We start from the raw sequence: 15,648 nt of genomic DNA on the forward strand, positions 1-15,648 counted from the left end.
GATACCGACGCGGCCTGGCGAGGGCCTTTTTACGCACCACTTAGTCTGACAACCTGATAAGCAGATCCACCGACAAGAACAGCAAGGTACCCCTGCATGACTTACGACTACTGCATCATTGGCGGCGGCATCGTCGGCCTCGCCACTGCGATGGCCCTGCTCGAACAGCGCCCGGGCGCATCCCTGCTGATCCTGGAAAAGGAAGCCAGCCTCGGCCGCCACCAGACTGGCCACAACAGTGGCGTGATCCATGCAGGCATCTATTACGCACCCGGCAGCCTCAAGGCCGAACTGTGCAAGCGTGGTGCCCAGGCGACCAAGGATTTCTGCAGCGAGCACGGTATCGCCTTCGAGGTCTGCGGCAAGTTGCTGGTGGCCTCCAACGACCTGGAAGTGCAGCGCATGCAGGCGCTGTATGAGCGTTCGCAGCAGAACGGCCTGAAAGTCGAGCGCCTGGACGCCGCCGCACTGGCTGAACGCGAACCGAACATCGTCGGCAAGGGCGCGCTGTTCCTCGATGCCACCGGCATCGTCGACTACACCCAAGTGTGCAACGCCATGGCCAAGGTGATCCGCCAGGCCGGCGGCGAGGTGCACCTTTCGACCAGCGTGCGCGCGATTCAGGAGCATGCCGACCACGTCGCCATCGGCACCGACAGCCACACCTGGCGCGCCCGCCAGCTGGTCGCCTGTGCCGGCCTGCAATCCGACCGCCTGGCACGCCTGGCCGGGGTGAAGATCGACCACCAGATCATCCCATTCCGCGGCGAGTACTACCGCCTGCCGGCCAGCAAGAACCAGATCGTCAACCACCTGATCTACCCGATCCCCGACCCGGAACTGCCGTTCCTCGGCGTGCACCTGACCCGCATGATCGACGGCAGCGTCACCGTCGGCCCGAATGCCGTGCTCGGTTTCGGCCGCGAGAACTACCGCAAGTTTTCGGTCAATTGGCGCGACGTGGCCGAGTACGCCAGCTTCCCAGGCTTCTGGAAGACCATCTGGAACAACCTCGGCTCCGGCACCACCGAGATGAAGAACTCGCTGTTCAAGCGCGGTTACCTGGAGCAGTGCCGCAAATACTGCCCATCGCTGGAAGTGGCAGACCTGCTGCCTTACGAAGCGGGCATTCGCGCCCAGGCGGTAATGCGCGATGGCACCCTGGTGCACGATTTCCTGTTCGCCGAGACACCGCGCATGGTGCATGTCTGCAATGCGCCGTCGCCGGCTGCCACCTCGGCCATTCCCATCGGCCAGATGATCGCCGAAAAGATCCTCAAGGCCCGCTGAAACCTGCAGCACCCACAACTACAAAGACAATAAGGAACCCCCCATGTCGGTACATGAGGCGGCCCCGGCCGCGCACGAAACTCCGCAACAGCAACGCAAGCGCCTGCGCAAGGTGGCAGCGGCGACCATCTTTGGCTCGATGCTGGAGTGGTACGACTTCTACCTCTACGCGACCATGGCGGCGATCGTGTTCTCGAAGGTCTTCTTCGATGCGAGCAACCCGGCGGTGGCCTCGCTGCTGGCCTTCTCCACCTTCGCCATCGGCTTCATCGCCCGCCCCTTCGGCGGCATCCTGTTCGGCTACCTGGGTGACCGCTTCGGCCGCAAGCATGTGCTGGTGATCACCTTCTGCATGATGGGCGTGTGCACGGCGCTGATCGGGCTGATCCCAAGCTATGCCAGCATCGGCATCTGGGCACCGATCCTGCTGGTGGTAATCCGCATCATCCAGGGCCTGGGCGCGGGCGCCGAGCTGTCCGGCGCGGCAGTCACCTCCTACGAACATGCCAGTGAAGGCAAGCGCGGCAGCCAGGGTGCGTGGCCGGCGCTGGGGCTGAACCTGGGGCTGCTGCTGTCGTCGCTGACCGTGTACCTGCTGACCATGAATGGCAACGACTTCCTGCTCGCCGGTGGCTGGCGCATCCCGTTCATTGCCAGCATCGCCCTGGTGGCTGTCGGCCTGTGGGTGCGCAAGAGCATCCCCGAGACACCGGACTTCAAGGAGCTGGACCAGGCCGACAGCAGCAAGCCGCAGGTGTCGCCGCTGAAGTTGCTGTTCAAGAATGACCTCAAGGGCCTGGCCGTGGTGTTCTTCGTGGCCATCGGCTACAACGCCCTGAGCTACATCTTCAAGACCTTCTCACTGGCCTACCTGACCCAGTTCAAGGGCGTGCAGGCGCATGTCACCTCGCTGTCGGTGACCATCGCCAGCCTGGTGGCGATCTTCGCCGTGCCGTTCTTCGGCTGGCTGTGCGACCGCTGGAGCAGCAAGACCGTACTGATGCTCGGTGGGGTACTGTCGGCGCTGTTCGCCTACCCGTTCCTGCAGCTGTTGAGCACCGGTGAGCCCACCCAGATCTACATCGCCATCGCTATCGGCACTGGCATCCTCGCGCCGATGATGTTCGCCCCGCAGGGTTCGTTCCTCAGCCGTCAGTTCCCGACCCAGACACGCTCGTCGGGCTTTGGCACCGGCCGCGAAATCGGCACGGCAGTAGCCGGTGGCCTGGCGCCACTGGGCGGGTTGGCCCTGGTGGCCGGGTCTGCGACCCATTCCACCGATGGCGTGGCGCTGATCCTGGCGATTGCCGGGGTGCTGGTGGTGGTGTTCGCCCTGTGCGACCAAGGGCGCAAGCACTCCAGCGCGAAAAACTGAAACCCGAAGGATACGGCCTCTTCGCTGCGGTTCGACGCGAAGGGGCCGCCACAATCAAACCGGGTTGTCATGCAGCACCCTGCCCCCCTCCTCTGGCCGATCGACGAACAACACATCCAGCCTGCTGTTGCGCATGCCCTTCAATGCATTCCAATGGGCTGATGCATGCACATACCTGGCCCGCAACAACGCCTGTTCCTCAGCCGAAAGCGCCGCCGACTCTGCCCCGCCCAACACATAGTCGTGCAGCTTGTCACTGATGCCCAGCAATGCCGGCGGCAGCCGATGGTCCTCGTCATCGCCCAGCGGCAGGAAAGGTACCCCGGCCCGAACCCCCAGTTCACGCATGATGCTCAGGTACACCCGAGACAGATGGCCAAGCACCTCGCGCTCGCTGAGCACCGCGGCGTAGACCGTTTTCTGCGGGGTGTCTCGCTGCGCCCGCCCACCCGCCACCGGCTCCTCCCAGGTCACCACCCGCAGGCATCGATCGCCATCAGCTGCCGGCGTCGACGCCAGCAAAGCCTTTGCAGCCGCATAGGCCGCCGTCCGCTCTACCGGCGTGCACTGCGGCACCTGGTTCGAAAAGGGCTTGCACAGCATCACCTGCTCACGCATGCAAGGCGGATAACCGCCTCCGATGTTGGAGTGCACACCCGGCACCACGATGTCGTTGCCGCTACGCACCAAGGCGAAGTTGTGCCGGCGCTCATCGGCAGCCACCAGTTGCACCACCTGCCGGGCTACCTTCGCGCCCAGGCCAAGGCGCAAGCCGGCATACCGGGCATTTGCCGGATCGAAGTTTCCCCGCAGGGGGGCAACCATCGCCGCCACCGAATCGAAAAGGCCGATGAAGTTGATCACCCGCTCGCCCTGCAGTTCGGCCGGCAAGCCCTGCTCCCCGGCCCCCAGCCGATTGGCCAGGTGCCTGGCCGCCGCCGCTCCGCGGCTAAAACCGAACAGGTCGAACTCGATGCGCCCGGGCATCGCCTGCGCCTGAGCGGCCATGTGATCGCGCAGCTGCCCGGCGATCACTGCCAGTGCTTGTTCGACACGCGCCAGCACGCCTGTCTCACCCCTTCCCGTGGCCTGGCCGAATGCCGAATCGGGCGCCCCTGCGGTCGTGCCAATGCCTTGCGCATAGTGTTTGAAGTACACCCGCCCCTGCACCACCCCGCTGGGATAAAGCCCATGCAGCAACGCCACGTTGCTGCGCGCATTGCCATAGCTGCCTTTGCCGTTGGCAATGCCCCCACAGGAGGCAGCCGCATTGCTCGCATTGTTGCCAGTACCGTCGAAAAAAACACCTATATGCCAGCTACCACACTGCTCGTTCATGCCACTGCTCCTTCACTTGGGAAGGTATTGAGCAGGCAACAGATCGCAGCGCCGGCGAATCAGCAATCACGCAAAGTCACTGCGCAGATTTCGACGCGGCATCACGGATAGATTAAAGTATCCCCCCCAGCCAGGTCGCCCGCGCCTTGGCCCAGACCCAGGAACCGCCACCGATGGAACACCGTGAAGCGCTGATCGCGCTACGCACCTTTCTTTCCTCCCAGATCCTAGGCCAGGAAAAGCTTGTCGAACGGCTGTTGATCGTGTTGTTGGCCGACGGGCACATGCTGGTCGAAGGTGCACCGGGCCTGGCCAAGACCAAGGCCATCAAAGAGCTGGCCGAAGGCATCGAGGCGCAGTTCCATCGCATCCAGTTCACCCCCGACCTGCTTCCGGCCGACATCACCGGCACCGAAATCTATCGCCCGGAAACCGGCAGTTTCGTGTTCCAGCAGGGGCCGATCTTCCACAACCTGGTGCTGGCCGACGAAATCAACCGCGCCCCGGCCAAAGTGCAGTCGGCACTGCTCGAAGCCATGGCCGAGCGCCAGGTCAGCGTGGGCCGCAGCACCTACGACCTGTCGCCGCTGTTTCTGGTGATGGCCACGCAAAACCCGATCGAGCAGGAGGGCACCTACCCGCTGCCCGAAGCCCAGCTCGACCGCTTCCTGATGCATGTAAAGATCGGCTTCCCCGATGCTGCCGTAGAGCGCCGTATCCTCGCCCAGGCCCGTGGCGAAGCGCTGGGCGGCGAAGTGAAACCCGAGCGTCGGGTCAGCCAGCAGGCGATCTTTGCCGCGCGCAAGGAAATCCTCGGCCTGTACATGGCCGACGCCGTGGAGGAATACCTGGTACAGCTGGTCATGGCTACCCGCACCCCAGCCAAGTTCGACGCCGAGCTGGCCGACTGGATCGCCTATGGCGCCAGCCCGCGCGGCTCGATCGCCCTCGACCGCTGCGCGCGCGCCCATGCCTGGCTGGCCGGGCGCGACTTCGTCAGCCCCGAAGATATCCAGGCGGTGCTGTTCGATGTACTGCGCCATCGCATCATCCTGTCGTTCGAAGCCGAAGCTGCGGGGATCGACCAGGACCGTGTGGTCCAGCGCATCCTCGACGTCGTAGCCGTCGCCTGACCCATGCCCACCACGCAGCAGGCCGAACCCGGCATTCGCATCGGCCTCGCCGAATTGATCGACATGCGCCACCGCGTGCGCGAGATTCAGCTGTTTTCACGCCCTGGCCAGCGCAGCCCGCTGGTCGGCCTGCACCATTCCAAGCTGCGCGGGCGTGGCGTGGACTTCGACCAGGTGCGCGTGTACCAGGCTGGTGACGATGTGCGCAACATCGACTGGCGCGTGACCGCACGCACCCAGGAGCCGCACACCAAGCTGTTCCACGAAGAACGCGAACGGCCGATCTTCATCCTCGTCGAACAGAGCCAGCGCCTGTTCTTCGGCTCGGGCCTGATGTTCAAGTCGGTGCTCGCCGCCGAGGCGGCCGCGCTGTTCGGCTGGGCCGCGCTGGGCCACAACGACCGCATCGGCGGGCTGGTGTTCGGTGACAACGAGCACCACGAGATCAAACCCCGGCGCAGCAAGCAGAGCCTGCTGCAGCTGCTCAACCGCCTGGCCAAGGTCAACCAGGCCCTGCACACCGAAGCCGCCCCCCAGGCCGACAGCCTCGGCCTGGCCCTGCGCCGCGCCCGCGAAGTGCTGCGCCCCGGCAGCCTGGCCATCGTCATCTGCGACGAACGCTCGCTCAGCCCCCAGGCCGAGCAACACCTGGCCATGCTCTCACGTCATTGCGACCTGCTGCTGATGCCAGTGTCCGACCCGCTCGACCACGCCCTGCCCGCTGCTGGCCTGCTGCGCTTTGCCCAGCGCAGCGCGCAGTTGGAGCTCGACACCCTCGACGCCAACCTGCGCCAGGCCTACCGTCAACAAGCCGAAGCGCGCGTCGAGCGCTGGGAGCTGATGGCGCAGAAGCTGCGCGTAGTGCTGATGCCGTTGAGCACCCAGAGCGAGATGATCGAGCAATTGCGCGAATACCTGAACGCCCAGCGCCCTGGGAGTGGTCAATGAACCCCTTGGACCAGTTGCAACCGCTGATCGCGCCGCCGGCGATCGGCCTGTGGCCGCCAGCGCCGGGCTGGTGGCTGCTGCTCGCACTGCTGCCGCTGCTGGTCTGGGGCCTGTGGCGGCTGCGCCGCTGGCGCCCGGGCAAGCGCCCGGTGGTGCGCGCCGAGCTGCCGCTCGACCCGGTACGCCTGGAAGCGCTGGCCGAACTCGCCCGCCTGCCACGCCCCTACGACGGCGCCCCGGCCGGCGCCTGGCTGCAGCAGATCAACGCCTTGCTCAAGCGCCTGTGCCGCAACCACTACCCTGGCGCCAACAGCCATACCCTGAACGGCCGCCAGTGGCTGGCCTTTCTCGACAACCGTTGCCCGGCTGCCGGCCTGACCCGCTGGATGGTGCTGGTCGAAGGTGCCTACAAGCCCGAGTGCAAGCTCGACGACAAGGCCATTGTCGGGCTCAGCCAGGCTGTCGAAACCTGGATTCGCAAACATGTTTGAACTGGCCTGGCCGTGGATTTTCGTGCTGTTGCCGCTGCCGTGGCTGGCGCGCCTGCTGCTGCCCGCCGCCGACAGTGGCGAGCCGGTGCTCAAGGTCGGCTTCCTCGATGAACTGGAAGGCCTGGCCGGGCGCCGCGCACGCCTGAACCTGCCAACCCTTCGCCAACAGGCGCCGTACGTGCTGATCTGGCTGTTGCTGCTGTTGGCCGCCGCGCGCCCGCAATGGCTCGGCGAGCCGGTGCCGGTGGCCGCCAGCGGCCGCGACCTGCTGGTGGCGGTGGATGTCTCGGGGTCGATGGACTTCCCCGACATGCAATGGAAAGACGAAGACATCAGCCGCCTCGACCTGGTCAAGGCACTGCTCGGCGACTTTCTGCAGGACCGCGAAGGCGATCGTGTCGGCCTGATCCTGTTCGGCAGCCAGGCCTACCTGCAAGCACCGCTGACTTTCGACCGGCGCACCGTGCGCACCTTCCTCGACGAGGCGCAGATCGGCATCGCCGGCAAGAACACCGCCATCGGCGACGCCATCGGCCTGGCGGTCAAGCGCCTGCGCCAACGCCCGGCACAAAGCCGGGTGCTGGTGCTGGTCACCGACGGCGCCAACAACGGCGGGCAAATCCACCCGCTGACCGCCGCCCGCCTGGCCGCCCAGGAAGGTGTGCGCATCTACACCATCGGCATCGGTGCCAACCCCGAGGCCAGCGGCACGCCCGGTCTGCTTGGCCTGAACCCGAGCCTGGACCTCGACGAAGCGTCGCTCAAGGAAATTGCCGACATCACCCACGGCGCCTACTTCCGCGCCCATAACGGCGCCGAGCTGAACGCCATCGGCGACACCCTCGACCAACTGGAGCCGGTGGCCCAGCAACCAACCCAGGCGCGCACGGCCAAGGCCCTGTATGCCTGGCCGCTGGCCTTGGCCCTGCTGCTCAGCGTGTTGCTGGTGGTTGCAGTGCAATGGCCCGACAACCTGCTGCACAAGGTGCTGCGCAAACCGCGTTTCCTGCAGCCCCATCCGGAATGGCGCCAACGCCTGAAACGCCTGCGCCTGAGGAAACGGCGATGATCGATCTCTGGCCGCAATGGCTGCGCCCGCTCTGGCTGCTTGTCGTGCCCCTGCTCGGCTGGCTGCTGTTCAAACTGTGGCACCGGCGCAAGCGCGCCGGGCGCTGGCAGATGATATTGCCTGCAGCCTTCCACCCGGTACTGCTCGGCGGTGGCAGCGGCAGCAACAGCAAGCTGCCTTGGGTAGCCCTCGGCCTGGCCTGGCTGCTGGTGGTGCTGGCCCTGCTCGGGCCGAGCTGGCAGCGCCTCGAGGAAACCCGCCAGCGCCCGGCCGACCCGTTGGTGATCCTGCTCGAACTGACCCCGCAGATGCTTGCCGAGGACGTTACCCCCAACCGCCTGGAACAGGCCCGGCGCAAGATCCTCGACCTGCTCGAACACCGCAACGACAGCCAGACCGCACTGATCGTCTATGCCGGCAGTGCGCACACCCTGGTGCCGCTGTCAGATGACCTGGGCACCACGCGTAACCTGCTGGAGGCCATCGACCCATCGATCATGCCCAAACCCGGCCAGCGTGCTGACCTGGCCGTACAAAAAGGCCTGGCCCTGCTGGCCCAGAGCGGCCTCGGCCAGGGTCGCCTGCTGCTCGTCGGTTCGGCACTCAGTGCAGCAGAACGCCAAGGCATCACCCAGGCCCTCGGCCGCCAGGGCCCGAGCCTGCTGATGCTCGGCATCGGCACCAGCGACGGCGCCCCGGTGCGCCAGGCCAATGGCGAATACCTCAAGGATGACCAGGGTGGCATCCTCCTGCCGCGGCTCGACAGTGCCAGCCTCAAGGCCTTCGTCAACGGCACCGGCGGGCGCTACCGCCATGCCCGCATCGACGACCTCGACCTGCGCGGCCTTGGCCTGTTCGACAACCCGCGCCACCTGCGCGATGCCGGCCAGACCCTGCAACTGGACAGCTGGGCCGACCAGGGTTACTGGTTGTTGCTTCCACTGTTGCTGCTGGCTGCCTGTGCCGGGCGTCGCGGCTGGCTGTTCTGCCTGCCGCTGTTGCTGGCCTTGCCACAACCCAGCCAGGCTTTCGAGTTCAACGACTTGTGGCTACGCCCCGATCAACAAGGCCAGATGCTGCTGCGCAAGCAACGCCCGGCAGATGCCGCACGGCACTTCCAGGACCCGCAGTGGCGCGGCATGGCGCTGTACCAGGCCGGCGACTACGCCGGTGCCGCCGAAGCCTTCGCCCAGGGCGACAGCGCCGCGGCCCACTACAATCGAGGCAATGCCCTGGCCCGCAGCGGCGAGCTGGAAGCCGCCCTGGACGCCTACGAACAGGCCCTGGAGCGCCAGCCCGACCTGCAACCGGCGCTGGCCAACCAGGCGTTGGTGCAGCAATTGCTGCAGCAACGTGATGCCCAGGCCGAGGAACAACCGGCCAACAGCGATGCCCAAGGCCCCCCCGGCAGCGAAACCGAAGGCAACAGCAGCTCGGCCAGCAGCCCCGCCCAAGGCACGCCAGGCAGTGAAGAACAGGCCAACGCCGAACAACCCGGTGAAGGCAGCAACAACAGCCAGGCAGCGCCTGGCAACCAGGGTGGCGATGACGACAGCATCACCCAGCCGCCGCAGCGCCCGGTATCGACCAGCCTCGATGCCGAGCAGCGCCAGGCCCTGGAACAATGGCTGCGCGAAATCCCCGACAACCCGGCGGAACTGTTGCGGCGCAAATTCTGGTATGAACAGCAATTGCATCAGGAAAAAACACGATGAGTCGCTTCGGCGTCTTGCTTCTCGGTCTGTTGTGGGCCGCCATGGCCCAAGCCCTACCCACGCTGCAGGCCAGCGTCGACCGCACGCGCCTGGAGGCCGGCGAAACCCTTGAGCTGACCCTCGAAAGCCAGGACGTGACCCAGTTTGGCAAGCCTGACCTGCGCGCCCTGGAGAGCGACTTCGAAGTGCGCGGCACACGCCAGTTGAACAGCCTGCACACCCTCGACGGTGAGACCCGCGCCAGCACCCGCTGGATCATCACCCTGCTGCCAAGGCGCAGCGGCAGCCTGCGCATCCCCGAGCTGCAACTGGGCCAGTCGCAGAGCCAGGCCATCGACCTGCAAGTGCTGCAGGCCGACGCCAGCCGCCCGGAGGTCGCCTCGCAAGTCTTCGTCGAAGCCACCCTGGACAGCAACGAGGTGTACGTCCAGGCCCAGGCCGTGCTGACCCTGCGCATCTACCATTCGGTGTCGCTGTATGACGACAGCAGCCTGAGCCCGCTGCAGCTGGAAAACGCCAAGGTCGAGCCGCTGGGTGAATCGCGCACCTACGAGAAAGAAATCAACGGCGTGCGCCACGGGGTGATCGAAACCCGCTACGCGGTGTACCCGCAGGAAAGCGGCAGCCTGGAGATTCCACCGTTGACGTTTACCGCCACCGCCGCCGGCAACGGTCAGCAACCCGCCGGTACCGCCCGGGCCGGCCGCCAGGTGCAGGTCAGCTCGCTGCCGCTGCGCCTGGCCGTGCGCCCCATCCCTGCCGCCTGGCCTGCCAACGTACCCTGGCTACCGGCACGCAGCCTGACACTGGAAGAACACTGGAACCCCGACCCGGCCAGCCAGCAGCCACAGATCGGCGACTCGCTGACGCGCAGCATCACCCTGCGAGCCGAAGGCCTGTCGAGCACCCAGCTGCCGCAACTGCCCGCCACCGAGATCGTCGGCCTGCGCCGCTACCCTGACCAACCGGTGCTGCGCAACGAAATCAGCGAACGTGGCATGACCGCCAACCGCGAGGAGCGCGAAGCCCTGGTGCCGACCCACAGCGGCAATCTGGCCCTGCCGGCAGTGGAAGTCACTTGGTGGAACACCCGCGAAGACCACCTGGAGCACAGCAGCCTGCCGGCGCGCATGCTGGACGTGCAGGACAACCCGGCACTGAGCGCCGACACGCCGGTTGGCGACAGCAGCGGTGCCAATCACCTGCTCTGGCCCTGGCAGCTCGCCACCCTGCTGTTCGCCCTGACCACGGTGCTCGGCTTCGCCCTGTGGTGGCGCGCCCGCTCGCAACCGGCGGTATTGCGTGCTGCGCAGAACGGGCCAAGCCCGCGTACCTTGCTCGACGACCTCAAGCGCGCCTGCCAGGCCAACGACCCGCAGGCCACCCGCCAGGCGCTTGATGCCTGGGCGCGGCAACAGCCGGAGACCCTGGCCGAGATGGCGGCGCGCTTCGTGCCGTTGTCGGATGCGCTGGATGGGTTGAACGGGGCGTTGTACAGCGAGAGCGGGCAGTATTGGCAGGGTGAGGATCTGTGGCGGGCCATTGGGACGATTCCGCCGGCGGAGCAGGTGTTGTTGCCGACTGGGGAGAGTGGGAGTTTACCGCCGCTTTATCCGAAGTGAGGGGTGTGGCGCAGAGGTGCATGCCTTTGAATTTTCAGCGCCCTTGAGACCGAGCGCCGCCCGCGCGGCGCATCGCGAGCTGCGCTCGCTCCTAAACGAAACGGTTGAGAAACAAATGTGAGCGAACCTGCTCGCGATGCGCCGCGCGGGGAGCACTCGATCTCACAGGCGCTGAATTTCTTCGGCCAGGCACCTGTCAGCCCGGACGCAATCATGATTTTGGTCAATGCGTCCTTCGGCACTTGCGCGCGACCGCTCTGATGCAGAGCACGATTTCGAGTGATAAAAAAGTGCATTATTGCGGGGGCGATGCTTTTGCTTTAAATGTAAATATAAGCATCAGACAGGCTTGCACAAACAAATAGACAGACAGATACAAACAGGATTCATATTTACCCCTACCGACAGCAAAGAAGACCATAGAGTAATAAGCCCCAGGAAGCGACAGGACAAATGAAATAAGAAATTGATACTTAGGAATACAATCCAAAGGTCGTTTCCCGCTGAACAAGAATACGATCGCCTTGAAAGGAGCGTAACAGGCCCCGGAAAGCGGGATCGCCAAAATCACGGCTATTAATATATAGAGTAGAATGTCTGGCATTTTCTATCCGTCCCTTTAATCCATGTTGTTTCCGTCAACCCGATTTACATTGCTCGGGTTTTCTGCGGAAGACCAGTTTCTGGATCAAGATGTTTCTCTGCACTTAAACGCTCAACCAAGTCCTGATTAGGCTTCACTAGGTTTTTTTTCGTCGCTCGCTCCTTCTGCCATTGAAACGAACCATCCCAACTGGGGAGCTGGGCTGGCGGAAGAGGTACGATATCATCTATATCGGGCAGCTTTGCTCCAAGCTGCTCATTTTCCTCTAAAAAATCACTTATTTTCTTGTATCTTACAGAGCGTTCCTTATCGACCTTCAATGCAATATAATAAAGACTGTCTTCTGGCGGACCATCAAAAGCTTCTCCAAGTTTTCTGGCTGATGCAGCATCTCCCGATTTTACGCCTTGCTGATAAACCTGCACCGCTTCGTTATAATTGGCACTCACGCGTAGAGAAACCGCCAAATTCTCCGCAGCTCGCCTGTGCCCCTGGAAAGCCGCGCAACGACGCATCTCCGTCACTACGCTATGTGTTCCTATAACACGACCCAACAGACTTGCAACATAGAACTGCGCATCAGGGCTTCCCAAGTCTGCCGCCTTACGGAAATAAACGTTTGCTTTATCGCGATCCTGTTCAACGCCAAAACCTAATTCAAGGTAATGTGCCATATCATAATAGGCGCCAGGTATGCCTTGAGCTATCGCGCTTTCAACAAGTTCAATTGTTTCCTTTTGTGGGTCGGGAGAATTAGCCAGCCCCTGAGAGATGAGTGCTTGCAAATTGGTAGAAGCTTTGTAGTGACCATGAGATGCTGCAATACGATAGTATTTTGCAATTTCATTGAAATCCTTGGGCCCCTCCTGTTGCTCTAGAAAAAGCCCGTACTTATAAAGCAAATCTGCGCTTGGATCCAATGGCGGGAGCACATCAGCCTCACGACGGCATTCAAACGTGAGATCTTTATACATTTCGGACGTATCGGACGTTTCAGACTGCATTGGCATTAGGTGCTCCTCAAATGCTATAGTTAAGCCAATAAAAACAACACACGCGATATATATATACTTATACATTTTAATCCAAATTTTTACGTGCTGGGCTGCCGCGAAAGAATTCTATCAGCGAAGCATAAGGAGCTTTTTTCTGATCCAATGATGAAATTTTATTGTGCTCTTGACGTTGATTATTTTCCAAAATAATGTCATTCCACTTTAGAAATGCTTGCGCTGCATCGTCTTGCGCACCCATCCCCTTCGTATGTATATCCCAAAGGTGCTGGCGAAGAGGTTTTGACAACGCAGGACTCTCATGACATATATTGAGCTCGCTGTCGACCTCCATGCTGCGTATGTTTATATTGGCGGAGCCTAACGTCGTGAATACATCATCGATTATCGCTAGCTTGCTATGAATATAAACGGGCATCCAGTTATCTGGCGGTGAATCAGGAGCGACCAATGTGCAGATGTGCACTTTGAGCCCTGGGATCTCTACTGGAACAATGGCTGCATCTTTCTTGGTCGCAATCGACGCCTCAAGCTCCTTCTGCCTGGCTTCTGCCGCTGCGACTTTGGCTTCACGCTCATTTTTCATCTTTTGCAAGAGCGTGGAATCTACCAGGGGTTGTGCAACATAGTTAAGTGACATCAAGGATTGCCTGGCGCTTATCGTTTCTGAGCGTGCAAGCCTAAGTTGTTCATCCAGCTTTTCATTACGCTCAAGCTTCGAAACGGTAGGCATGACATCTTCCCGCCCCAGGCTGCGCAACATCCTGTGAGTGTTCATTGAGCCGTCACCCATTCCTTCGTCGCTTGAGTTAGTCACGACAAACAGGTAAATGGCTCCATGTTTCGCATGGTTCCTGCCCCACTCCAGCTGCTTTTGCGCCGCATTTTTTATTGCGGTTGCAACAGGCTCCCATCTGAAATACTGATTCTCCATGTATATATAATTTGTGACGTTATTGGTCGCCTTCAGATAAAGCGCCTTGATATCATGCACCCCTTCCTGCTGCTGCGTACGAAGCAATTGCGCCATGACAGGTGTGCCTGCATCGGGTCGAACCTTTAAATTCGCTGCACTATTTTTACGTTTCGACAGCAGATCAACGCCGGTTTCACGCTTCCACGCCTGACAGAAGTTGTGATTGAGGTGCTCAAGGATCGGCCCTGTTACTTTGCTGGAGATGTCCTGCCGCGGCGTTGCACCATTTCTACCAAAACGAGCGTGCATCCTCGCATAGCTGTGATCGTCCCTATCCCAGTATGCGTCTAACGTGTTGTGCCCCATGACAAAGCCTATAGCTTTATCAGGCTTTTCATAGTCAATGAGCACCATTTTTTGATGATGGGTAGGAGCAGCCGACATCGCCCCAGTGCTCAAGAGTTTATTAAGTTTTGAACCGTTCTTATCCGCACCGTTCACGAGAAGCTGCCAAACAATCTCCACGCGCTCTATGGCCCCAAAGCCCCGCGTCGCAAACTCTACATTCTTCAGGTAGTAGGGTGAATCATTCAGTATAGAGTTTCGATCAGCTACGCCAGTGAGCCGGGCTTGCTCATACCATTTCAAATCATACTCTTCTTGCGCGTCATTACGATTTTGCTTCCCTGCAGAAAGAAAACTTATTGCATTGTTGCCGGGTGTTGGATTTTCCATGAATTGTGCTGGCGGTAGATACCAGCAAAGAATCCTGACCTTTACGCCCTCAGCCCCTTTTTTTACCAGCAAATCCCCTATACACAAATCGCCCGTATTGCCATTGCGTTTGAAATGCATCGAGGGCTGAAAGCCCCAGCAGATATAATCAATGCTTGTTGTAGCAGCCATGATCGCATCATACAGCGCACCAAACGCACGTTCGCCATTCACCAAGGGCTCAAACGTTGCCGGGACCGGGTGATACTCAGTTTTTTGTAAAAACCACGGAAGATTTAACGTGGCTGACGTTGTTTTACCCGTAGCGATCGGAGAAGTAATTGAACTGGAGGTCGTCATTTAATTCTCCTCTGAATCTGGGTTGTTAAGCGATGCATAGCTGTCTCTGAAAAAGCTACGCGTGCCGGGCTGGTTGACATCCGGATGGGTTTTGCTTTCGTGGCGGTGAAAGCCGCTATTGGCCAGTTCGGCATTTTTGTTTTCTCCCTTGTACTGGCCGCCTACAGGTATGTCATAGCGAATCCCATTTGCAAGTTCTACGGTATAGTCAGATGTCGTCGGGTGGTGGTCGACAGCTATCATTCCGGACTTGTCCATCACCCCCTGCCCGATCATTGAGCCGCCAGCATAAAGTTTGTAAGGCATGCCAGCCCAAGCGCCAGAGCTGCCCGCATTTGTATTCCCGGCAAAGAACGACAGGCTCTGGGTCACAGACGATTCAGGCCAGGCCGGGCTCTCCCGGTTGAGCTGTGCCGGCCCGCTGAACATCTTCTTCGCCCCTTTGATATCAATCGTCCCTGGCGCATGAATCTCGATGTTGCCGTCCTTGATGCGGATGTAGCCGCCACCGCTGGTGAGCAAGATGCCTTCCTGCGCGGCGACTTCGATGCCGGCGGCGGTGGAAGTGATCTTTATGCCTTGTTTGGCAATCAGCTCCATAGCATCGCTCTGCGCCTGCAATTCCACCTTGCCCTTGGCGGCAAACAGCTTGGCCCCGGCGTTCTGCGCAAACAGGCTGATGCTTTGCACCACGCTGGCCAGCAGCGATTTGCCGCTGGCAATACTGACGTCCTCACCGGTGCTCACCGTCAGGTGCTTGCCACTGTGCAAGTGGGTGTTCTGCGGCGTGGCGGTGGCGATGTCGGCCGGGGAGGAGGCGATCAGCAGCGGTTTCTTGTACCCCGGCGTCTTGCCGCGGCCGCCGCTGCGGATCGCCCAGGCGGTGTCGCCGCCGTTGCGTTGCTGTTCGCTCGGGCCCTGGCTCGGTGCACTGTTGTCGTTGCCGTAGGTAACGTCGGCGTCGGCGTTGAGCTGAGTCAGGCTGTCGAGGCCGGCTTGCAGGGCGTCGGCGTTGTGCTGTTTGGCCGTATCGGAGAGGGTCTTGAGCCGCTGCTCGCTA

12 protein-coding genes are annotated in these 15,648 nt (G+C 61.5%); 8 read left to right on the plus strand and 4 right to left on the minus strand.

Annotated features, from left to right (window positions below; translation table 11 throughout):
• Nucleotides 1-96 precede the first annotated feature (96 nt).
• Together lhgO and APH27_RS03430 are read left to right on the plus strand one after the other, a co-directional pair.
• A complete protein-coding gene (gene lhgO, locus APH27_RS03425; RefSeq protein ID WP_027919331.1) occupies nucleotides 97-1,290 on the plus strand; it encodes an L-2-hydroxyglutarate oxidase in 1,194 nt (397 codons plus the stop codon).
• Nucleotides 1,291-1,333: 43 nt separating this feature from the next.
• Nucleotides 1,334-2,665, plus strand: a complete 1,332-nt coding sequence (locus APH27_RS03430; RefSeq protein ID WP_027919332.1) for an MFS transporter — start codon at nucleotides 1,334-1,336, stop codon at nucleotides 2,663-2,665.
• A 54-nt stretch (nucleotides 2,666-2,719) separates the two neighbouring features.
• On the opposite strand, the gene APH27_RS03435 is transcribed toward APH27_RS03430, so the two are convergent.
• The gene (locus tag APH27_RS03435; RefSeq protein WP_060483979.1) at nucleotides 2,720-4,003 is read right to left on the minus strand and encodes a DUF2235 domain-containing protein; all 1,284 of its coding nucleotides are present in this window, start codon (nucleotides 4,001-4,003) and stop codon (nucleotides 2,720-2,722) included.
• 173 nt (nucleotides 4,004-4,176) lie between these two features.
• Between APH27_RS03435 and APH27_RS03440 the strand changes: the two genes are divergently transcribed.
• Genes APH27_RS03440 through APH27_RS03465 form a run of 6 tightly spaced genes read left to right on the plus strand, consistent with a single transcriptional unit; the run spans nucleotide 4,177 to nucleotide 10,981 of the window.
• Nucleotides 4,177-5,136, plus strand: a complete 960-nt coding sequence (locus APH27_RS03440) for a MoxR family ATPase (protein ID WP_027919334.1) — start codon at nucleotides 4,177-4,179, stop codon at nucleotides 5,134-5,136.
• Between the two features lie 3 nt (nucleotides 5,137-5,139).
• Nucleotides 5,140-6,084: a DUF58 domain-containing protein gene (locus APH27_RS03445; protein WP_027919335.1), complete on the plus strand. Its 945-nt coding sequence runs from the start codon at nucleotides 5,140-5,142 to the stop codon at nucleotides 6,082-6,084.
• Nucleotides 6,081-6,575, plus strand: coding sequence for a DUF4381 domain-containing protein (locus APH27_RS03450; RefSeq protein ID WP_027919336.1), 495 nt, complete (start codon nucleotides 6,081-6,083; stop codon nucleotides 6,573-6,575). Before APH27_RS03445 ends, APH27_RS03450 begins: the two co-directional genes overlap by 4 nt.
• Complete coding sequence (locus APH27_RS03455) at nucleotides 6,568-7,644, plus strand: VWA domain-containing protein (protein WP_027919337.1); 1,077 nt, start codon at nucleotides 6,568-6,570, stop codon at nucleotides 7,642-7,644. Before APH27_RS03450 ends, APH27_RS03455 begins: the two co-directional genes overlap by 8 nt.
• Nucleotides 7,641-9,359 carry a tetratricopeptide repeat protein gene (locus APH27_RS03460; protein WP_060483980.1) on the plus strand — a complete coding sequence of 573 codons (1,719 nt, stop codon included), beginning with the start codon at nucleotides 7,641-7,643 and terminating at the stop codon, nucleotides 9,357-9,359. The genes APH27_RS03455 and APH27_RS03460 overlap by 4 nt, the downstream gene beginning before the upstream one ends.
• On the plus strand, nucleotides 9,356-10,981 hold the full coding sequence (locus tag APH27_RS03465) for a BatD family protein (RefSeq protein ID WP_060483981.1): 1,626 nt from the start codon (nucleotides 9,356-9,358) through the stop codon (nucleotides 10,979-10,981). The genes APH27_RS03460 and APH27_RS03465 overlap by 4 nt, the downstream gene beginning before the upstream one ends.
• A gap of 648 nt (nucleotides 10,982-11,629) precedes the next feature.
• Here the strand turns inward: APH27_RS03465 and APH27_RS25580 are convergent.
• From APH27_RS25580 to APH27_RS03475, 3 genes are all read right to left on the minus strand, one after another.
• Nucleotides 11,630-12,664, minus strand: coding sequence for a DUF6396 domain-containing protein (locus tag APH27_RS25580; RefSeq protein ID WP_082434976.1), 1,035 nt, complete (start codon nucleotides 12,662-12,664; stop codon nucleotides 11,630-11,632).
• 1 nt (nucleotide 12,665) lies between these two features.
• Nucleotides 12,666-14,588, minus strand: a complete 1,923-nt coding sequence (locus tag APH27_RS03470) for a phosphatidylserine/phosphatidylglycerophosphate/cardiolipin synthase family protein (protein WP_060483982.1) — start codon at nucleotides 14,586-14,588, stop codon at nucleotides 12,666-12,668.
• On the minus strand, nucleotides 14,589-15,648 hold a 1,060-nt coding region (locus tag APH27_RS03475; RefSeq protein ID WP_156335846.1), incomplete at its 5' end, for a DUF2345 domain-containing protein.

The sequence above is a fragment of the Pseudomonas sp. NBRC 111123 genome (assembly GCF_001320205.1).
GTDB classification, from domain to species: domain Bacteria; phylum Pseudomonadota; class Gammaproteobacteria; order Pseudomonadales; family Pseudomonadaceae; genus Aquipseudomonas; species Aquipseudomonas putida_J.